Source organism: Telluria sp. ZT3P39 (genome assembly GCF_059685935.1).
Genome location: NZ_JCASIH010000015.1, coordinates 78,170 through 95,307, shown reverse-complemented (window position 1 = coordinate 95,307; position 17,138 = coordinate 78,170). Strand labels below are relative to the sequence as shown.

At 61.8% G+C, this 17,138-nt stretch carries 27 protein-coding genes and 1 tRNA gene; 21 read left to right on the top strand and 7 right to left on the bottom strand.

The genetic code is table 11. From position 1 onward, the window contains the following. From AC56LR_RS15180 to AC56LR_RS15170, 3 genes are all read left to right on the top strand, one after another. A partial coding sequence (locus AC56LR_RS15180; protein ID WP_497131592.1) for an EF-Tu C-terminal domain-related protein occupies positions 1-121 on the top strand: 121 nt, incomplete at its 5' end. A 185-nt stretch (positions 122-306) separates the two neighbouring features. Then, the gene (gene rpsJ, locus AC56LR_RS15175) at positions 307-621 is read left to right on the top strand and encodes a 30S ribosomal protein S10 (protein ID WP_091877180.1); all 315 of its coding nucleotides are present in this window, start codon (positions 307-309) and stop codon (positions 619-621) included. 179 nt (positions 622-800) lie between these two features. After that, the gene (locus tag AC56LR_RS15170; RefSeq protein WP_497131588.1) at positions 801-1,724 is read left to right on the top strand and encodes a hypothetical protein; all 924 of its coding nucleotides are present in this window, start codon (positions 801-803) and stop codon (positions 1,722-1,724) included. A gap of 105 nt (positions 1,725-1,829) precedes the next feature. On the opposite strand, the gene AC56LR_RS15165 is transcribed toward AC56LR_RS15170, so the two are convergent. The 7 genes from AC56LR_RS15165 to AC56LR_RS15135 form a co-directional block, all read right to left on the bottom strand. Further along, entirely contained in the window at positions 1,830-3,065 is a 1,236-nt protein-coding gene (locus AC56LR_RS15165) for a TerD family protein (protein WP_497131587.1), read from the bottom strand. Next, complete coding sequence (locus tag AC56LR_RS15160) at positions 3,062-3,988, bottom strand: HpcH/HpaI aldolase/citrate lyase family protein (protein ID WP_497131585.1); 927 nt, start codon at positions 3,986-3,988, stop codon at positions 3,062-3,064. The genes AC56LR_RS15165 and AC56LR_RS15160 overlap by 4 nt, the downstream gene beginning before the upstream one ends. After that, on the bottom strand, positions 3,981-5,069 hold the full coding sequence (locus AC56LR_RS15155; protein ID WP_497131584.1) for a cysteine protease StiP family protein: 1,089 nt from the start codon (positions 5,067-5,069) through the stop codon (positions 3,981-3,983). The genes AC56LR_RS15160 and AC56LR_RS15155 overlap by 8 nt, the downstream gene beginning before the upstream one ends. Continuing rightward, the gene (locus AC56LR_RS15150) at positions 5,066-5,818 is read right to left on the bottom strand and encodes an HAD family hydrolase (protein WP_497131582.1); all 753 of its coding nucleotides are present in this window, start codon (positions 5,816-5,818) and stop codon (positions 5,066-5,068) included. Before AC56LR_RS15150 ends, AC56LR_RS15155 begins: the two co-directional genes overlap by 4 nt. Further along, positions 5,796-6,980: a phosphoribosyltransferase domain-containing protein gene (locus tag AC56LR_RS15145; RefSeq protein ID WP_497131581.1), complete on the bottom strand. Its 1,185-nt coding sequence runs from the start codon at positions 6,978-6,980 to the stop codon at positions 5,796-5,798. Before AC56LR_RS15145 ends, AC56LR_RS15150 begins: the two co-directional genes overlap by 23 nt. Beyond that, complete coding sequence (locus AC56LR_RS15140) at positions 6,977-8,005, bottom strand: ATP-grasp domain-containing protein (protein ID WP_497131579.1); 1,029 nt, start codon at positions 8,003-8,005, stop codon at positions 6,977-6,979. The genes AC56LR_RS15145 and AC56LR_RS15140 overlap by 4 nt, the downstream gene beginning before the upstream one ends. A 68-nt stretch (positions 8,006-8,073) precedes the next feature. After that, positions 8,074-8,649, bottom strand: coding sequence for a TerD family protein (locus AC56LR_RS15135; protein WP_497131577.1), 576 nt, complete (start codon positions 8,647-8,649; stop codon positions 8,074-8,076). 247 nt (positions 8,650-8,896) lie between these two features. Here AC56LR_RS15135 and AC56LR_RS15130 point away from each other — a divergent pair. The 18 genes from AC56LR_RS15130 (at position 8,897) to rplR (ending at position 17,135) form a co-directional block, all read left to right on the top strand. After that, positions 8,897-8,973: transfer RNA gene (locus tag AC56LR_RS15130), tRNA-Val, on the top strand. Positions 8,974-9,248: 275 nt separating this feature from the next. Continuing rightward, on the top strand, positions 9,249-9,905 hold the full coding sequence (gene rplC / locus AC56LR_RS15125; protein ID WP_489874423.1) for a 50S ribosomal protein L3: 657 nt from the start codon (positions 9,249-9,251) through the stop codon (positions 9,903-9,905). Positions 9,906-9,907: 2 nt separating this feature from the next. Next, the gene (rplD, locus tag AC56LR_RS15120) at positions 9,908-10,528 is read left to right on the top strand and encodes a 50S ribosomal protein L4 (RefSeq protein ID WP_497131575.1); all 621 of its coding nucleotides are present in this window, start codon (positions 9,908-9,910) and stop codon (positions 10,526-10,528) included. Continuing rightward, positions 10,525-10,842, top strand: coding sequence for a 50S ribosomal protein L23 (gene rplW / locus AC56LR_RS15115; protein WP_171085187.1), 318 nt, complete (start codon positions 10,525-10,527; stop codon positions 10,840-10,842). Before rplD ends, rplW begins: the two co-directional genes overlap by 4 nt. Beyond that, complete coding sequence (gene rplB, locus AC56LR_RS15110) at positions 10,842-11,672, top strand: 50S ribosomal protein L2 (RefSeq protein ID WP_497131574.1); 831 nt, start codon at positions 10,842-10,844, stop codon at positions 11,670-11,672. The genes rplW and rplB overlap by 1 nt, the downstream gene beginning before the upstream one ends. Positions 11,673-11,682: 10 nt before the next feature. Continuing rightward, the gene (gene rpsS, locus AC56LR_RS15105) at positions 11,683-11,958 is read left to right on the top strand and encodes a 30S ribosomal protein S19 (RefSeq protein WP_056337578.1); all 276 of its coding nucleotides are present in this window, start codon (positions 11,683-11,685) and stop codon (positions 11,956-11,958) included. Further along, on the top strand, positions 11,955-12,287 hold the full coding sequence (gene rplV, locus AC56LR_RS15100; protein WP_171085678.1) for a 50S ribosomal protein L22: 333 nt from the start codon (positions 11,955-11,957) through the stop codon (positions 12,285-12,287). Before rpsS ends, rplV begins: the two co-directional genes overlap by 4 nt. A gap of 11 nt (positions 12,288-12,298) precedes the next feature. Next, the gene (rpsC, locus tag AC56LR_RS15095; RefSeq protein WP_171085183.1) at positions 12,299-13,129 is read left to right on the top strand and encodes a 30S ribosomal protein S3; all 831 of its coding nucleotides are present in this window, start codon (positions 12,299-12,301) and stop codon (positions 13,127-13,129) included. Between the two features lie 2 nt (positions 13,130-13,131). After that, entirely contained in the window at positions 13,132-13,551 is a 420-nt protein-coding gene (gene rplP / locus AC56LR_RS15090) for a 50S ribosomal protein L16 (RefSeq protein WP_005663456.1), read from the top strand. Positions 13,552-13,563: 12 nt separating this feature from the next. Beyond that, positions 13,564-13,755, top strand: a complete 192-nt coding sequence (gene rpmC / locus AC56LR_RS15085) for a 50S ribosomal protein L29 (RefSeq protein WP_091877207.1) — start codon at positions 13,564-13,566, stop codon at positions 13,753-13,755. Next, on the top strand, positions 13,752-14,024 hold the full coding sequence (gene rpsQ / locus AC56LR_RS15080; protein WP_258826434.1) for a 30S ribosomal protein S17: 273 nt from the start codon (positions 13,752-13,754) through the stop codon (positions 14,022-14,024). Before rpmC ends, rpsQ begins: the two co-directional genes overlap by 4 nt. A gap of 235 nt (positions 14,025-14,259) precedes the next feature. After that, complete coding sequence (gene rplN / locus AC56LR_RS15075) at positions 14,260-14,628, top strand: 50S ribosomal protein L14 (protein ID WP_155436388.1); 369 nt, start codon at positions 14,260-14,262, stop codon at positions 14,626-14,628. A 9-nt stretch (positions 14,629-14,637) separates the two neighbouring features. Next, positions 14,638-14,952 carry a 50S ribosomal protein L24 gene (rplX, locus tag AC56LR_RS15070; protein ID WP_091877211.1) on the top strand — a complete coding sequence of 105 codons (315 nt, stop codon included), beginning with the start codon at positions 14,638-14,640 and terminating at the stop codon, positions 14,950-14,952. Positions 14,953-14,958: 6 nt separating this feature from the next. Beyond that, on the top strand, positions 14,959-15,498 hold the full coding sequence (gene rplE / locus AC56LR_RS15065; protein WP_497131571.1) for a 50S ribosomal protein L5: 540 nt from the start codon (positions 14,959-14,961) through the stop codon (positions 15,496-15,498). A gap of 4 nt (positions 15,499-15,502) precedes the next feature. After that, positions 15,503-15,808 (top strand): 30S ribosomal protein S14, encoded by a 306-nt coding sequence (gene rpsN, locus AC56LR_RS15060; protein WP_091877215.1) that lies wholly within the window; start codon positions 15,503-15,505, stop codon positions 15,806-15,808. Positions 15,809-15,822: 14 nt separating this feature from the next. Next, complete coding sequence (rpsH, locus tag AC56LR_RS15055; protein ID WP_171085175.1) at positions 15,823-16,218, top strand: 30S ribosomal protein S8; 396 nt, start codon at positions 15,823-15,825, stop codon at positions 16,216-16,218. A 9-nt stretch (positions 16,219-16,227) separates the two neighbouring features. Next, a complete protein-coding gene (rplF, locus tag AC56LR_RS15050; protein WP_171085173.1) occupies positions 16,228-16,761 on the top strand; it encodes a 50S ribosomal protein L6 in 534 nt (177 codons plus the stop codon). An 11-nt stretch (positions 16,762-16,772) separates the two neighbouring features. Continuing rightward, positions 16,773-17,135 carry a 50S ribosomal protein L18 gene (gene rplR, locus AC56LR_RS15045; protein WP_171085170.1) on the top strand — a complete coding sequence of 121 codons (363 nt, stop codon included), beginning with the start codon at positions 16,773-16,775 and terminating at the stop codon, positions 17,133-17,135. Positions 17,136-17,138 lie beyond the last annotated feature (3 nt).

Sequence of the window (17,138 nt, the reverse complement as noted above, 5' to 3'; positions counted from 1 at the left end):
TAACGTGTCGATCACCGTCAAGCTGATCAACCCGATCGCGATGGAAGAAGGCCTGCGTTTCGCTATCCGCGAAGGCGGCCGTACCGTCGGCGCCGGCGTGGTTGCCAAGATCCTGGGTTAATTTCGGTTAGCTGGATCGCTCCACGGGACAGCTGTCCCGTTGGGGCAACAGATGGGGGCAGACTTTTTGTCTGTCCCCATCTTTATGAGAGGGAAGGGTGATACAATCCCGCCTCTCAAGCAGTGCCGTAACACCTTTCACACATTGCCGGCTCCGAGCCGGAACGTTCTTTTAAAGGAAATAGCATGTCCGCTAACCAGAAAATCCGCATTCGCCTGAAGGCATTCGACTACAAGCTGATCGACCAGTCCGCACTGGAAATCGTCGACACCGCCAAGCGCACCGGCGCCGTGGTCAAGGGCCCAGTCCCACTGCCAACCCGTATCCAGCGTTTCGACATCCTGCGTTCGCCGCACGTCAACAAGACCTCGCGCGACCAGTTCGAAATCCGTACGCACCAGCGCCTGATGGACATCGTTGATCCTACCGACAAGACCGTTGACGCGCTGATGAAGCTGGACCTGCCAGCTGGCGTGGACGTCGAAATCAAGCTGCAGTAATCGCTTATTCGCCGGCGCAGCAATGCGCCGCGAAGCAAAGGCCGGGAAGTTCGCGAGAACTCCCGGCCTTTGTCATTATTTTTGCCATTTGGTAAAAATTTTCCGGTCTACCGCTGTCGCATTGCCATGCCGGGTTCCTCTCCTTAGTATGTCGAGGTCGAGAACAACGCGAGGAACACATGCAGCTCAGCCACAGCTTCAACAATGTCGCCACCAGCTTGCGCCGCGCTTCATGGCTGCAGCTCGCGGGCTACGGCTACCTCGCCTTCCTCGTGCTGATGTTCGCCAGGCAGGCCCTGCCTGCCGAGCTGTCGGCAGCGCTGCGTCCCTTCGGCCTGGTATTGCTGCTGGCCCTGATCGTTGCGAAAGACCTCGCGCATGCGCCCGAAGCGCTGGGCCGCCTGCGCTCCGCCAAGGGATGGGCCGAGCGCATTATCGCGCTGCTGCCGCCCGAGCTGGTCGGCATGTTCCGGGTGGACCGGCTGATGTGGACCGGCTTCGCCCAATGGCTATTGCGCCGTACCCCGGCGTCCGTGCCCGAGGGCGTGGAGCTGAGCTACCTGCGCCGCGGCTCCTACGGCACCGCGATCGGCGTGGCCATGGTGGCCCTGTTTCTCGAGCTGCCGATCAACGTCCTGCTCATCAACCTCTGGATTGCCGACGCGGATACCCGCTTCGTCATCCACCTGGCAGGCGGCATCGGCGTGCTGTATTCGGTGGTGTGGATACTGGGAGACCGCTGGCATGTGGGTGGCGGATGCCATGTGCTGCTTGACGGTGTCCTGCACTTGCGCGTCGGCGTGCGCAGCCGGGGCAGCATTGCCTTTCACGCGATCGAGCGCTGCGAGAGGGTGGATGAAGCCCCGGAACGCTGGCGCCGCCGCCACGGCATCCACGCCTCCGACACCCTGCTGGTCACGCCTTTCGACAAGCCCAACTGCGTACTGGTTCTGAAAACCGACGCCGAGGTCAGGCTGCTGCACTGGCAGGTGGAGCGCCAGGCGCCACGCTATGTGCTGATGTATGTGGACCGGCCGGAACTGCTGGCCAGCCACGTACACGGTGGTTCAATGCCGGCCATGGGCCATATGCCGGTCAGTTAAGAGCCGTCGCTCGTAGCGCGTTCAACACACGTATGCATCACGCCGCGGCATCCGGCACACGTGATTTGAACGCGCGGCCGGGAGAACCCGCCCACCCTACTGACCCTAGCCCTTCGAGCCGGTCTTCCAGCGCATGCCGAAGCCGAAGTGGCGGTCCATCAGTTCGTGCGCGCTGGTGCCGCCGGCCTGCTGGAAGTATTCTGCCAGCTTGGTCACCTGCATGCTGCCGCCGCGGTTCTCGATCAGCGCGATCGCGCACATGATCTGGTTGCCGCCGCCGTCGAGCCGCACTTCGATCGGCGCCTGATCCGGCGCGGCGATCGTCACCACACCGTCGGTCGCGGCCCAGTTGGGCACGCCCTCATAGATGAACGAGAAAATCAGCGCGCGCCGGATCTGGTCGAAGCGCTCGCCATTGATGTAGAGGTTTTCGCCGCCGCTCACCGCCCCGGTGCGGTCGTCCGCATCGAGCTTGATGAAGGGCTCGCGCTCGAAGTCGCCCCAGGAATTGCCGAGCGCCTGCACCAGGCCACGGCGGCCATCGGCCAGCTCGTACATGCAGCCCAGGTCAAGGTCGATGCCGCCGCGGCCCTTGCGGCCGGCGCCGGCGCCGGCGATCAGCTTGTCGAAGAAGCCGGTCTTCTGCGGAGGCGGTGGAGCCGCGGTCGACGACTGGTTCCAGTTCAGGTTCACATGGATGCGGCCGAAGCCTTTGCCGGCGCGCTTGTCGAGCGAGACCTTGTCGCCGCGCTTTTCCAGCGTGACTTTCGACAGCGAGACCTTGGCGGCGGTAGGCGCAGGGGAGGGCGCCGCAGCCGGCGCCGCCTTGGGCGCCGCTTCGCTGCCGCCGAAATGCGCCAGCAAGGCCGACAGCCCGCCATTGAAACCCTGGCCGACCGCGCCGAAGCGCCAGGTCCCGTCGCGCCGGTACAGTTCCGCCACGATCACCGCCTTTTCGTCGCCGAAGTCGGCGCCCGACCACGGGAAGCGCAGCGCGCTGCCGATGCTCAGGGAGCAGGCGCCCAGCGAGCGCATGGTCTGGGCGCCGTCGATGGCGGCGACAAACACCAGCTTGGCAATCGATGCCGGCAGCAGGTCGAGGTTCACGGCGAAGCGGGAAGCCGCGCCCCCCAGTTCCAGCCGTACCGCGCCCTCGGGGCTGGCCAGCTGGTTATAGAACACCATGTAGCGGTCGTCCGCCAGGCGCTCGGACGCATCCAGCCCGAAGCAGGACACGTCGACCGACATGCCGGGCGCCTGCAGTTCGATGTCGACCGTGAAGGCGCTGCCGCAGCCGAGATCGAGCAGTTTTCCTTTTTGCCCGCGTGCGAACTGGTTCATGTGGGTTCTCCTTCCAGTGAGGTGCGGCGTCCGGCATCGAGGCCATGGGCGCCGAAGCGGTGCGATTGTTCGACCAGGCGCTCGGCCCAGGCGCGGTGGGTGGCGACTTCGCACATGGCGTCGTCCATGCGGAAAACTGCCGGGCTGGCGTCGTCCAGGATGGCGCGCGCCACTGCCAGGTCTTGCGGGCGCACCTTGTAATGCTGTTCGATCGGGCCGATCTGGGTCGGGTGGATCGCCGTCTTGCCGACCATGCCGTAGGCGAGATCTTCGACTACCTCCTGGTCGAGCAGCTCGGGCAGGTCGAGGTATTCGAACACCGGCGCGGTGAGCGCGAAGCCGTACGGGCGGAAGGTGGTCACCAGGCGCGCGATGACGGGGCCCAGCGGCGTGCGGTAGATCGTCATGCTGCGCGGGCGGCGCAGGCCGAGCAGGGCCAGCAGGTCGTTGCCGCCGATGCGCAGGCAGACGATGCGCTGGCGCACGCCGGGGGCATCGAATGCCGCGCGCAGCTGCTGCATCTCGCTGTCGCAGAATACTTCGGCCGTCTCCAGCGTCGGCATCAGGACGTGATCGGTATCGCGCACCAGGCGCAGATACGTGTCGAAATTGTGGCGGGTGACCTTCGGCAGCACGAAGCCGGTCAGCTTGTCCACCCCTGGCATCGCCAGCACGCGCTCCATCACTTCCGGATTGCGCACCCGGACGAAACGCTCGGCGGGAATCTCCTCGATCATGTTCGCCAGCACGACCGACAGGTTGAACAGCGACCAGCTCAGCTCACGCTCGGCGATGGCGTCCTCGAGGCAGAAGATCAGCGAGCGCGCTTGCGGCAGCTTCTCGCCGTTGGCGATTCCAGCGAGGTCTTTATGATTGGCGGGCACGTACAGGGACGCGCCCATCGACTTGATCCGGTTAGCCATCTAATGCATTCCTGATGAGCGATACAGCATGATAGGGGAGCAGCGGGTCGATCTCGACCGGCACCTGCTTTTCTTCGGCCAGCGCCTCCAGGTGCGCAACGTCGGGTGCGCCGGATTCGCGCAGCACCAGCAGGCGCGGCACGCGCCGCAGCAACACGCGGGTGGCTTCGCCGATGCCGGGCTTGATCAAATTGACATCCTGGATGCCATAGCCTGCCATGGCCCGCGCCAGATAGGCGCGCGACACTTCGCCGGCCAGCGCCGCGTCCAGCGCCTTGGCAGCGGGCAGGCCGTTCGCGGCCCGTGCGGCGGCCAGCGCCACCAGCGCATCGGCGAAGCGCTGCGACTGGTCGTGCTGTGCATACTCGCCGTAATACACGCAGCCATGGAAGTCCTGTGGGCCGATGCGCTCGTCCAGCACCGTGCGGCTCACCAGCCCGGATACGGTCGCGTTCAGGATACTCGAGGGGATCAGGTAATCCTCGCCCGACGCCGCGCAGGCGGCGGCACCGGCCAGGTCCGACAGCACGTACAGGCCGCTGTCGATGCGCGTGTCCTGCGCCGCATTGAAGGCGGAGACCGACAGCGCCAGCTCGCGCGCGATCACGCCCTTGCCGGTCCAGCCATCCACGAACACGATCGATTCCGGATGGTGGCCTTCGGCCAAAATGTGGCGCAGCGCTGCAGCGTCCAGGCCGCGGTCGCGCACGATCGATACCGAATAATGAACAGCCGCGCGCCCGAACACTTCGCGCAGCAGGCGCGCCACCACCACGCCCACCGGGGTGCCCGCCCGCGCCAGCGAGACCAGCGTGATGTCGCCCGCGCGCCGCGCCGCAATGAGTGCGCCAAGGCGCAGGCAGTCCTGCGCCATGCGCGCGTTGTTGGCGCGGCAAGCCTCGTCGAACAGGGCCATGTAGCGCGCCGACGGCACCGATTCCGGCGAGAGCAACTGGCTGTAATGCTTCTTCCCGGACTGGATCAGGCGCTCCTTTTCAAGCACGCTGGTGAAGGCCTGCGCCGCCAGGGGCGTGAGCAAAAACTCCACCTCGCCGCTGCGGTAGCTGCCCGAAAAGCTCACAGCGCCCCCACCGTGATGCGGGCCAGCTGGGTGGCGCGCGGCACGATCGCATAGTCGCAGGCCGCCATGAAGGGCGCGTCCGAGCGGCTGTCGCCCATGCCGAAGGTGACGATGTCGCCATGCTCGGCGCGCAGCAGTGCGGTCACGCAGGCCACGGCATGCGCCTTGTCGAGCGCCTTCGGCAGGATTGCCAGGTTGTTGCCGTTGCGGTGGACCACGTAGTCCTTGTTGCCGTCCGCGATCCAGGGCCGCACCACCTCGTCTTCGATCGGCGCCAGGCGCGCGTGCTGCTTGTCGGGGTCTTTCACGACCAGGAAGAAGGGCGTGGCGAAATCCTCGATCATGCGCGCACGTCCGCCGAAGCCGGTGCGCGCCGCATAGGCGTCGATGTGCTGCGCGAGCTCCTGCAGGCCGGGCAGGGCGGCGTGCATGGCCTCGCGCATGCCTTCCAGCCAGGGCTTATGCGCGCTGCCGTCGGGCTGCAGCACCACGCCGCCGTAATTGATGATGGCGTAGCTGTCGAACGGCAGGTGCACGCGGCGCAGGCCGTCCAGGTCGCGCGCCGTGGTCGGGATGACCGTCATCCCGTCCTGCACGAAGGCCAGGAAGGCGCGCTGGGCACGGGTGGTGTACGAGCAGATGCTGCCATCCTTGTAATAGGCGGCCGGCTCCAGGGCATCCGCCCCGTTGCACTTCTCGAAGGTCTGGAACAGCGTGTCGTCCAGGTCAGCGAACAGGAACTTCTTCAACTTGGTCCTCGGTCAGGAAATGGAACAGGCGCGCATCGAGCTGGCCGGCCAGCTCGCGCAAGGCGGGGCTCACGGCGGTCTCGTGGCAGACCAGCACGTGGTCGTACTGGCCGGGCGCGACGTTGTAGATGAAATTGGCGACGCCTTCGCCGTAATTGTCCGGGAAGGTCAAGGCATGGCTCACCGCGCCCCAGGTCAGGATGGGCGAGCGCGTGGTCGACTGCACCATCACGTTCACGCCGCGCCGTTCCAGCGCCGCGCCCAGCAGCATGGCCGCGTGCATGAATTCGCCGGTGCCGAGCACCAGCACCGATGCACCAGGGGCGAATTCGCCGGACAGCTGCACCGCCAGCGCCTCCGCCGCAGGCAGGGCGCCAGACAAACCAAGGCGCCCGAAGCGCGTGCTGGCGCCGCGATCGGCGTCCGGATCATAGCGCTGCGCTTCGCCCGCCGGCACCGTGTACTCGCCCGGCGTGAAACGGTATTCGCCGCTGACCAGCGCGCCCATGCTCACCGGCAGGCCGAAACGCTCGCCCAAAGCGTCGGTGGCCGCCGCGCCCATGAAATTGGTGATCGTCGCCAGGTGCACGCGCTCGATCCCCGGATTCAGGCGGCGGCAGGCATCCGTCAGGTTCAGGAAGGTGTTGCCGGTACTGGCCTCGTCGTCCACCAGCACCAGGGTGCGGGCGTTCAACAGCAGCGCCTGCAGCGCGCGGTCTTGCGGCAGGTGCAGGAACTGGCGCGGCGCGTGGCTGTGCGCTTCCTCGAATTCGATCAGGGGGCCTGCACCCACGCGGTAGCGCGTGGTGTGCACGAACAGGGCAGGCTGGCCCGGGTGGGCGCGCAGCCAGGCTTCGAACACGCCCTGGCCCAGGCCGATTGCGGTTTCGGCCATGGCGATGAAGACCACGGGGCCGTCGACGTTGGGCACGGTCGCGGCCAAACGGTCGTGTATGGCGATCATGTTCGATGGCTTCACCGGCCAGTGCTTGCCCAGCACCTTGCTCAGGAACAGGAAGCCGCGTTTCGCGTTGGCCCGTGCGGCAAAGCCGAGCAGCGCGTCGGCTTCTTCAAGGCCCTGCTCGAGCGTGAGCTCGAGCAGGCCGGTAGGCAGGGCCACGCTGCGGCGCGCGAGCGTCAAAGGATCGGAATTGGCATTCATGCCAGCTCCACTGCCTGCGCCACTTCGATCACGCGCATGCCGTTGCGGACTTCCTGCACCTCGACCGTGTCGAAGCCGTCGGCAAAGCCCTTCAATGCGATCCACGGCAGGTTCGGCCCGGCCGCACAGGCCATGCCGATTCCGCCCGACATGCGCGGGTTGATCTCCAGCAGGCGCACGCGGCGCGCCTCGCCCTTGCCCGATTCGCGGAACTGCACATTGAAGATGCCGTTCAGGCCATAGTCGCGCGCCAGATTGGTGGTCGCCTCGACGATCTCGGGACGCATGTCGATCAGCTGGCCGCTGCCGGCAGAGAGCTTGCGGCGCGCCACGGCCGCCACCAGCCGGCCATGGTCGCCCACGCAGTCGACGCTGTACTCGTGGCCATCGAGGAATTCCATCAGCAGCATGCTGCGGAACTGCCCCAGCTCGGCCAGGCCGCGGCGCAGGTCGGCGTAGCCGATGTGGTATTCGACGCCCGCCAGCAGCAGGGCGGCGCTGGAGCGCTCTTCGTCGATGACGGCAAAGCCCAGGCCATAGATCGAGCGCGAAGGCTTCAGGCACAGCTTCGCATGGCGCGGGCGCAGCTCGGCCCAGGCGGCGTCGAACTGCTCGACGTTCTCGAAGTGGCGGAACTCGGCCACCGGCGCCTGCGGCAGCTCGGTCTCGGCGTAGAAGCCGGCCTTGTCATGGATGAGCTGCAGCTTCGAGGGCGAGGCCGCGCTCAGTACGCGCGTGCCGATCGCCTCGAAGCGTTCGTGGTGCGCGGCCAACGTGGTCGCTTCGCGCCCCGGCACGAAGATGTCGACGCGGTGCTCGCGGCAGAAGGCCAGGCACCAGTCGACATAGGCGTTCGCTTCCAGCCCGGTGGGTTCGCTGTAGAACTCGTGCGCCAGGCGCGCGGCCGGGGTGTGGCGGTTGGCATTGCTGTGGATGATGGTGAAACGCCCGGCCGTATCGGCCTGGCGGATCAGTGTGAAGGCGGCGTAGATGGACGCGAACGTCCTGTTGTACCAGACGCGCATGGAGTCCTAAGTAGAAGTGGAAACATGCGCCCGCATGGTGGAGCGCGGGCGCAGTGAAGCGGATGAGTTCAGACGTTGACGCCGAACGAGCGGGCCAGCGGGCCCAGGCCGCCCTTGAAGCCCTGGCCGACGGCGCGGAATTTCCACTCGCCGCCATGGCGATAGAGTTCGCCGAAGATCATCGCGGTTTCGGTCGAGCTGTCTTCGGACAGGTCGTAGCGTGCGATCTCGGCTTCGCCGGCCGCGTTCAGGCAGCGGATATAGGCCTTGCCGACCATGCCGAAATTCTGGCGCCGCGCGTCGGCGTCGTGGATGGTGACGCAGAACGAGATCTTGTCGACTTCGGCGGGCACCGCGGCCAGGTCGATGGCGATCTTCTCGTCGTCGCCCGCGCCCTGGCCGGTCGTGTTGTCGCCTGCATGCACGACCGAGCCGTCGCTCGACTTCAGGTTGTTATAGAAGATGAAGTCGGTATCGCCGCGCACCTTGGCATCGGACTTGAGCAGGAAGGCGCTGCCGTCGAGGTCGAACGCGGCGCCGTCGGTCGAGCGCGGGTCCCAGCCCAGGCCGATGATGACCTTGGTGAGGCCGGGCGCTTCCTTGCTCAGGTTGACGTTGCCGCCTTTTTGCAGACTGATTGCCATACGAACTCCTTTTCTGTCAGGGATGCAGCCAGCGGTGCTGCCGCTACCGCTGCGCTGGCGCTTCGATCGACACGCCAATACCGCAGGCGTTGATTATGCAATTGTACACGGGGAGTATTCCATCGTTCCGGAGCAGGGGGTGTGCATGGGGCGGCGCTGCCGCGACCATGTCCGCGCACTTTTTTTCACAATTGGACAACACAGCTATTGCAAAACCTGCGCGACCGCCTTTATAATTCGGCTCCCCGGGCGGTTAGTTCAGTTGGTTAGAATACTTGGTCGACATCCAAGGGGTCGCAGGTTCGAATCCTGCACCGCCCACCAAAATTCCTCAGTAGTTCCAGATCGCAGGCTCCCCGAGCCTGCAGAGAAAAGACGGTTCCTCTGTCTTTTCTGCGCCGACCAGCAGGTCGGATTTCTTTCTTTCTCCAAGTGCAGCGGAAAACGCAACAGGGTCGACATACCCCCGAATCTCTTGTTGCGTCAAGCCTTTTTGCGCGCTATACTAGCCGGCTTCGGTACGGGTTTATCTTTTTTGCCCGCACCTTTTCCTGTAGTTAAATTAGCCCCGCCCAATCGTAGGTGGGAATGGAGAAAAAATGAGCCTGGGCCTTCTCGGTCGCAAGGTTGGCATGATGCGCATCTTCACGGATGACGGGGATTCGATCCCAGTTACCGTGCTCGACGTGTCGAACAACCGTGTTGCGCAAGTCAAAACTCCTGAAACTGACGGTTATACCGCTGTTCAGGTTGTATTCGGTCAACGTCGCGCTTCCCGCGTGATCAAAGCCGCCGCCGGTCACTTCGCCAAAGCTGGCGTGGAAGCCGGTACGATGCTGAAAGAATTCCGCATCGATTCCGCCAAAGCCGCTGAACTCAAAGCCGGCGACACCATCGATGCATCGATGTTCGAAGTGGGCCAGAAAATCGACGTGCAAGGCACCTCGATCGGTAAGGGCTACGCCGGTACCATCAAGCGTCACAACTTCGCCTCGGGTCGCGCTACCCACGGTAACTCGCGTTCGCACAACGTTCCTGGCTCCATCGGTATGGCCCAGGATCCAGGCCGCGTGTTCCCAGGCAAGCGCATGACCGGTCACATGGGCGACGTTACCGTCACCACCCAGAACCTGGAAGTCGCTCGTATCGACGCTGAGCGTCAACTGCTGCTGGTGAAGGGTGCCGTTCCTGGCGCCAAGAACGGCCAAGTGGTTGTCAAGCCAGCCGTCAAAGTCAAAGCCAAGAAAGGAGCTTAATTATGGAACTTCAGCTCCTGAATGAGCAAGGTCAAGCTGGCGCCGGCGTTGCCGCCGCCGATACCGTGTTCGGCCGCGAATACAACGAAGCCCTGATTCACCAGGTCGTGGTCGCCTACGCTGCCAACGCACGTAGCGGTAACCGCAAGCAAAAAGACCGTGAAGAAGTCAGCCACACCACGAAGAAGCCATGGCGCCAAAAAGGTACCGGCCGCGCTCGTGCTGGTATGTCGTCGTCGCCACTGTGGCGCGGCGGTGGTCGCATCTTCCCGAACTCGCCTGACGAGAACTTCACCCACAAAGTCAACAAGAAGATGTTCCGTGCAGGTATCTGCTCGATCTTCTCGCAACTGGCTCGTGAAGGCCGTCTGGTCGTTATCGAAAACCTGTCGATCGACGCTCCAAAAACCAAGCTGCTGAGCCAAAAGCTCCAGGGCATGGGCCTGGAATCGGTCATGGTGATCACCGACACCATCGAAGAAAACCTGTTGCTCGCCTCGCGTAACCTGCCGCACGTGCTGGTCGTCGAGCCGAAAGCAGCTGATCCGATGTCGCTGGTGTTCTACAAAAAAGTCCTGGTCACCAAAGCTGCACTGGCCAAGATCGAGGAGATGTACGCATGAGCGCCGCAATCAAATTCAGCGAAGAGCGCCTGATGAAGGTGCTGCTGGCTCCGGTCATTTCCGAAAAGGCGACTTTTGTCGCTGAAAAGAACGAACAGATCGTGTTCAAGGTTCTGCCGGATGCGACCAAGCCAGAAATCAAGGCTGCCGTCGAGCTGCTGTTCAAAGTCGAAGTGGAATCGGTGCAAACCGCAAACCGCGAAGGCAAGCAGAAGCGTTCGGGCCGTTTCACCGGTCGTCGCAACCACACCAAGCGCGCTTTCGTGGCCCTGAAGCCGGGTCAGGAAATCAATTTTGTCGAGGAGGCTAAATAATGGCACTCGTTAAGATGAAGCCAACCTCCCCAGGCCGTCGCGGCATGGTGAAAGTTGTGACCGAAGGCCTGTACAAGGGTCGTCCGTTCGCAGCACTGGTTGAAAAGAAATCGAAAACTGCCGGCCGTAACAACAACGGCCACATCACTACCCGTCACATCGGTGGTGGTCACAAGCAACACTACCGTATGGTGGACTTCAAGCGCAACGACAAGGACGGTATTCCGGCCAAGGTCGAGCGTATTGAATACGACCCGAACCGTACCGCGCACATTGCTCTGCTGTGCTTCGCGGATGGTCATCGTGCGTACATCATCGCCACCAAAGGCATGGCTGTCGGCGACGCCGTCATGAACGGCTCGGAAGCGCCGATCAAGTCGGGTAACTGCCTGCCAATCCGTAACATCCCGGTCGGTACCGTGATGCATTGCGTCGAAATGCTGCCAGGTAAGGGTGCCCAGATGGCCCGTACCGCCGGCGCCGGCGTCGTGCTGATGGCCCGCGAAGGCACCTACGCCCAGGTTCGCCTGCGCTCGGGTGAAGTTCGTCGCGTGCACATCGAGTGCCGCGCTACCGTTGGCGAAGTCGGCAATGCCGAACACAGCCTGCGCAAGATCGGTAAAGCTGGTGCGATGCGCTGGCGCGGTGTTCGTCCTACCGTTCGCGGTGTGGTCATGAACCCGGTCGATCACCCGCACGGTGGTGGTGAAGGTAAAACCGCAGCTGGTCGTCATCCAGTGTCGCCTTGGGGCCAACAGACGAAGGGTAAGAAGACGCGTTCGAACAAGCGTACTTCGTCGATGATCGTTTCGCGCCGCGGCAAGAAATAAGGGATAACACATGACTCGTTCATTGAAAAAAGGGCCGTTCGTTGACGCCCACCTGGTGAAAAAAGTCGAAGCCGCGCAAGCGAACAAAGACAAAAAGCCGGTAAAAACCTGGTCGCGCCGCTCGACGATCACGCCTGACTTCATCGGTCTGACGATCGCTGTGCACAACGGCAAGCTGCACGTGCCTGTGTACGTGTCGGAGAACATGGTCGGCCACAAGCTCGGCGAATTCGCGCTGACCCGTACGTTCAAGGGCCACGCCGCTGACAAGAAGGCGAAAAAATAATGGAAACTAAAGCAATCCTCAAAGGCGTGCGCCTGTCGGAACAAAAGGGCCGCCTCGTTGCGGACCTGATCCGCGGCAAGAAAGTTGACGCAGCACTCAACATTCTGCAGTTCAGCCCGAAGAAGGGCGCGACCATCATCAAGAAGGTTCTCGAGTCGGCTATCGCCAATGCGGAACACAACGATGGCGCCGACATCGACGAGCTGAAAGTCGTGCAGATCTATGTTGAAAAGGGCCCGATCCTCAAGCGCTTTACGGCTCGCGCCAAAGGCCGCGGCGATCGCATTTCGAAACAATCCTGTCACATTTACGTGACTGTCGGTAACTAAGGGGTCATACGATGGGTCAGAAAATCCACCCAACCGGCTTCCGCCTGGCGGTCACCCGTAACTGGGCATCGCGCTGGTACGCTGGCAACGGCAACTTCGCCGACATGCTGCAAGAAGATCTGGCAGCACGCGCATTCCTGAAAAAGAAGCTGAAGAACGCTTCGGTCGGCCGCATCGTCATCGAGCGTCCAGCCAAGAATGCACGCTTCACCATTTACTCGTCGCGTCCTGGTGTCGTGATCGGTAAAAAAGGCGAAGACATCGAAGTGCTGAAGACTTCGCTGGCGAAGATCATGGGCGTGCCCGTGCACGTCAACATCGAAGAGATCCGCAAGCCTGAGATCGATTCGCAGCTGATCGCCGACTCGATTTCGCAGCAGCTGGAAAAGCGCATCATGTTCCGCCGCGCAATGAAGCGTGCCATGCAAAATGCCATGCGTCTGGGTGCCGTCGGCATCAAGATCATGTCGTCGGGCCGCCTGAACGGCATCGAAATCGCACGTACCGAATGGTACCGCGAAGGCCGTGTGCCTCTGCACACCCTGCGCGCCGATATCGACTACGGCACCAGCGAAGCATCGACCACGTACGGCATCATCGGCGTCAAGGTCTGGGTCTACAAGGGCGACCGTTCGGTCACCGGCGAAGCACCAGTCATCGACACCCCGCCGGACGAGAAGAAGCCACGCGGACCACGTCGTGACGATGGCAAGCCATCGCGCGGCCCACGTCCAGCCGGCGGTGCCCGTCCAGCAACTGCAGCGCCAGTCGTGCGCGCTCGTCCAGCCGTCAAGCTGCCGACGCCAGCCGCCGCTGAGCCAGCTGAGAAAGCAGGAGAATAAGCATGCTGCAACCATCGCGCAGGAAGTATCGTAAAGAGCAGAAAGGCCGTAACACCGGCATTTCGCACACCCGCGGCACCGCGGTCTCGTTCGGTGAATTCGGTCTGAAGGCAGTTGCCCGCGGCCGTATCACTGCACGCCAGATCGAAGCGGCACGTCGCGCCATGACCCGTCACATCAAGCGTGGCGGCCGTATCTGGATCCGTATCTTCCCGGACAAGCCGATTTCGAACAAGCCGGCCGAAGTCCGTATGGGTAACGGTAAGGGTAATCCAGAATACTACGTCGCTGAAATCCAGCCAGGCAAAGTCCTGTACGAGATGGACGGCGTCGCTGAAGAACTGGCACGCGAAGCGTTCCGCCTGGCCGCTGCCAAACTGCCACTGGCTACCACTTTCGTGGTCCGCCAGGTCGGCCAATAAAAGGAGTTGAATATGAAAGCATCGGAACTCCTCGGCAAGGACCAGGAAGCCCTGCAAAAGGAGCTGAATGAGCTGCTCAAGGCCCAATTCGGCCTGCGCATGCAAATCGCTACCCAGCAGCTGGGTAACACTTCGCAGCTCAAGAAAGTACGTCGCGACATCGCACGTGTGAAGACCGTGATGAACCAGAAGGAAGCCAAATGAACGACACCACTAAAACGGCGCTGAAGCGTACGCTGGTCGGCAAAGTCGTGTCCGACAAAATGGACAAGACGGTGACCGTACTGATCGAGCGTCACGTGAAGCACCCGCTGTACGGCAAAATCATCGTGCGCTCGAACAAGTATCACGCGCACGACGAAACCAACCAGGTCAAGACCGGCGACACGGTCGAGATCACGGAAGGTCGCCCGATCTCGAAGACGAAAGCGTGGACGGTGACTCGCGTTGTGCAAGAAGCACAGGTCATCTAAGCTCTGAAATTTGTCTTGCGTGGCCCGCTGGTATCTGAGATACTAGCGGGCTTCGTTCATGTGTTGCCGCAGTTTGTCCCCCCTCGGTAAAGCGGCCTGTGTAACGGAAGTTATTTGGAAAGTCCATCACCCAAACATGGGGCTCCAGCAGGGGCGTCATGGCGGGACCAAGACTGACCGCAGGCCTACGGTTCACCGTGGGGTTTCTTCGGCTTAAGTTGGGAAAGAAAATACTATGATTCAAACCGAAAGCCGGCTCGAAGTGGCCGACAACACCGGTGCAAAAGAAGTTTTGTGCATCAAGGTGTTGGGCGGTTCCAAGCGCCGTTATGCGAGCATTGGCGACGTGATCAAGGTAACCGTCAAGGTTGCTGCGCCACGTGGTCGTGTCAAAAAAGGTGAAATTTACAACGCCGTGGTTGTGCGTACCGCCAAAGGTGTGCGCCGCCAGGATGGTTCCCTGGTCAAGTTCGATGGCAATGCCGCCGTCCTGCTGAACGCCAAGCTGGAGCCGATCGGTACCCGTATCTTCGGACCAGTGACCCGCGAACTGCGCACTGAAAAGTTCATGAAGATCGTGTCCCTGGCACCTGAAGTTCTGTAAGGATTCGACATGGATAAGATTCGTAAAAACGACGAAGTCATCGTTCTGGCCGGTAAAGACAAGGGCAAGCGCGGTGTCGTTCAGAAGCGTGTAGACGCTGAACACGTCATCGTCGAAGGCGTCAACGTCGCTAAAAAAGCGACCAAGCCTAACCCGATGACCGGTGTTACTGGTGGTATCGTCGACAAGACTATGCCGATTCACGTGTCGAACGTTGCGCTGTTCAACGCAGCGACCGGCAAGGCAGATCGCGTTGGCTTCAAAGACCAGGACGGCAAAAAAGTCCGCGTCTTCAAGTCGAGCGGCGAAGTAGTGAAGGGGTAAGAATAAATGGCCCGTCTCCAAGATATTTACAAAGAAAAAGTCGTCGCTGAACTGACCGAGAAATTCGGCTACAAGTCGGCGATGGAAGTGCCGCGCCTGACCAAGATCACCCTGAACATGGGTGTCGGTGAAGCGATCGCTGACAAGAAAGTGCTCGAGCACGCAACTGGCGACCTGACCAAGATCGCCGGCCAGAAGCCGGTCACCACCAAGTCGCGCAAGGCAATCGCAGGTTTCAAGATCCGCGAAGGCTATCCGATCGGTACCATGGTGACCCTGCGCGGTAACCGCATGTACGAATTCCTGGATCGCTTCATCACCGTGGCTCTGCCGCGCGTGCGTGACTTCCGTGGTGTGAACGGCAAATCGTTCGACGGTCGTGGCAACTACAACATCGGCGTCAAGGAACAGATCATCTTCCCTGAAATCGATTACGACAAGATCGACGCGCTGCGTGGCATGAACATCTCGATCACGACCACCGCTAAGACCGACGAAGAAGCCAAAGCGCTGCTCGCCGCCTTCAAATTCCCGTTCAGGAACTAAGAGCATGGCAAAACTTGCACTGATTAACCGCGAACAGAAGCGTGCAGACCTGGTGGAGAAATTCGCCGCAAAGCGTGCAGCTCTGAAAGCGATCATCAACGACCAGTCGAAGTCGGAAGAAGAGCAATACGAAGCACGCCTGAAACTGCAGGCACTGCCACGTAACTCGGCGCCGACCCGCCAGCGTAACCGCTGCGCAATCACCGGTCGTCCACGTGGCACTTTCCGTAAATTCGGTCTTGCCCGCACCAAAGTCCGTGAGTTCGCCATGAAAGGCGAAATCCCGGGTATGACCAAAGCCAGCTGGTAATAGGAGAATATGCAATGAGTATGAGCGATCCTATCGCCGATATGCTGACCCGCATTCGCAACGCACAAGTTGTCCAGAAAACCACGGTCGCAATGCCGTCGTCCAAAGTCAAGGTTGCCATTGCCAACGTCCTGAAGGACGAGGGTTACATTGAAGATTTCGCCGTGTCCACCGAAGGTGGCAAGTCGGAACTGAAAATCGGTTTGAAGTATTACACCGGCCGTCCGGTCATCGAGCGCATCGAGCGCGTCTCGCGTCCTGGCCTGCGCGTCTACAAGGGCAAGAACGAGATCCCAACCGTCATGAACGGTCTTGGCGTCGCTATCGTTTCGACCCCGCAAGGCGTCATGACCGACCGCAAAGCACGTGCTACCGGCGTCGGTGGCGAAGTGCTGTGCTACGTGGCTTAAGGAGTAGACATGTCTCGAGTAGCTAAGATGCCAATCGCCGTCCCGGCCGGTACCGATGTCGCGATCAACGCGTCGTCGATCACCGTCAAGGGCCCGCTGGGCACCCTGACCCAGGCCCTGAACGGCCAGGTCAAAGTAGAAAACAAAGACGGCACGCTGACTTTCGACGTGGTGGACGATTCCCGTGAATCGAACGCCATGTCGGGTACCCTGCGCGCCCTGGTCAACAACATGGTTACCGGCGTCACCAAGGGTTTCGAGCGCAAGCTGAACCTGGTGGGCGTGGGCTACAAGGCAGCAGTGCAGGGCAACGCCCTGAACCTGTCCCTGGGCTTCTCGCACCCGGTGCTGCACGCGATGCCGGAAGGCGTCACTGCAACCACCCCGACCCCGACCGAAATCCTGATCAAGGGTATCGATCGTCAAAAGGTCGGCCAAGTGGCTGCCGAAGTGCGCGCTTACCGCTCGCCTGAGCCTTACAAAGGCAAGGGTGTCCGTTATTCGGACGAAGTGGTGAAGCTTAAAGAAACCAAGAAGAAATAATCGGAGCTGACATGGACAAAAAAGAATCACGTCTGCGTCGCGGACGTCAAACCCGCATCAAGATTGCCCAGCTGGGCGTGAACCGTTTGTCGGTTCACCGCACCAACCTGCACATCTATGCGAACCTGACCAGCCCGGACGCAAAGGTGCTGGTGTCGGCTTCGACGCTGGAAGCTGAAGTGCGCGCTGAACTGGCTGGCAAGACCGGCGTCGGCGGCAACGCTGCCGCTGCTGCCATCGTCGGCAAGCGCGTCGCTGAAAAAGCACTGAAAGCAGGAATCACCGAAGTAGCGTTCGACCGCTCGGGTTTCCGTTACCACGGCCGTGTGAAGGCGCTGGCGGAAGCCGCGCGTGAAGCCGGTCTGAAGTTCTAAGGA

Excerpts from the sequence above, each read along its gene's own strand:
- rpsJ (WP_091877180.1), top strand. The coding sequence starts at position 307 with ATGTCCGCTAACCAGAAAATCCGCATTCGCCTGAAGGCATTCGACTAC.
- AC56LR_RS15170 (WP_497131588.1), top strand. The coding sequence starts at position 801 with ATGCAGCTCAGCCACAGCTTCAACAATGTCGCCACCAGCTTGCGCCGC.
- AC56LR_RS15165 (WP_497131587.1), bottom strand. The coding sequence starts at position 3,065 with ATGAACCAGTTCGCACGCGGGCAAAAAGGAAAACTGCTCGATCTCGGC.
- AC56LR_RS15160 (WP_497131585.1), bottom strand. The coding sequence starts at position 3,988 with ATGGCTAACCGGATCAAGTCGATGGGCGCGTCCCTGTACGTGCCCGCC.
- AC56LR_RS15145 (WP_497131581.1), bottom strand. The coding sequence starts at position 6,980 with ATGAATGCCAATTCCGATCCTTTGACGCTCGCGCGCCGCAGCGTGGCC.
- AC56LR_RS15140 (WP_497131579.1), bottom strand. The coding sequence starts at position 8,005 with ATGCGCGTCTGGTACAACAGGACGTTCGCGTCCATCTACGCCGCCTTC.
- AC56LR_RS15135 (WP_497131577.1), bottom strand. The coding sequence starts at position 8,649 with ATGGCAATCAGTCTGCAAAAAGGCGGCAACGTCAACCTGAGCAAGGAA.
- rplC (WP_489874423.1), top strand. The coding sequence starts at position 9,249 with ATGAGCCTGGGCCTTCTCGGTCGCAAGGTTGGCATGATGCGCATCTTC.
- rplD (WP_497131575.1), top strand. The coding sequence starts at position 9,908 with ATGGAACTTCAGCTCCTGAATGAGCAAGGTCAAGCTGGCGCCGGCGTT.
- rplW (WP_171085187.1), top strand. The coding sequence starts at position 10,525 with ATGAGCGCCGCAATCAAATTCAGCGAAGAGCGCCTGATGAAGGTGCTG.
- rplB (WP_497131574.1), top strand. The coding sequence starts at position 10,842 with ATGGCACTCGTTAAGATGAAGCCAACCTCCCCAGGCCGTCGCGGCATG.
- rpsS (WP_056337578.1), top strand. The coding sequence starts at position 11,683 with ATGACTCGTTCATTGAAAAAAGGGCCGTTCGTTGACGCCCACCTGGTG.
- rpsC (WP_171085183.1), top strand. The coding sequence starts at position 12,299 with ATGGGTCAGAAAATCCACCCAACCGGCTTCCGCCTGGCGGTCACCCGT.
- rplP (WP_005663456.1), top strand. The coding sequence starts at position 13,132 with ATGCTGCAACCATCGCGCAGGAAGTATCGTAAAGAGCAGAAAGGCCGT.
- rpmC (WP_091877207.1), top strand. The coding sequence starts at position 13,564 with ATGAAAGCATCGGAACTCCTCGGCAAGGACCAGGAAGCCCTGCAAAAG.
- rpsQ (WP_258826434.1), top strand. The coding sequence starts at position 13,752 with ATGAACGACACCACTAAAACGGCGCTGAAGCGTACGCTGGTCGGCAAA.
- rplN (WP_155436388.1), top strand. The coding sequence starts at position 14,260 with ATGATTCAAACCGAAAGCCGGCTCGAAGTGGCCGACAACACCGGTGCA.
- rplX (WP_091877211.1), top strand. The coding sequence starts at position 14,638 with ATGGATAAGATTCGTAAAAACGACGAAGTCATCGTTCTGGCCGGTAAA.
- rplE (WP_497131571.1), top strand. The coding sequence starts at position 14,959 with ATGGCCCGTCTCCAAGATATTTACAAAGAAAAAGTCGTCGCTGAACTG.
- rpsN (WP_091877215.1), top strand. The coding sequence starts at position 15,503 with ATGGCAAAACTTGCACTGATTAACCGCGAACAGAAGCGTGCAGACCTG.
- rpsH (WP_171085175.1), top strand. The coding sequence starts at position 15,823 with ATGAGTATGAGCGATCCTATCGCCGATATGCTGACCCGCATTCGCAAC.
- rplF (WP_171085173.1), top strand. The coding sequence starts at position 16,228 with ATGTCTCGAGTAGCTAAGATGCCAATCGCCGTCCCGGCCGGTACCGAT.
- rplR (WP_171085170.1), top strand. The coding sequence starts at position 16,773 with ATGGACAAAAAAGAATCACGTCTGCGTCGCGGACGTCAAACCCGCATC.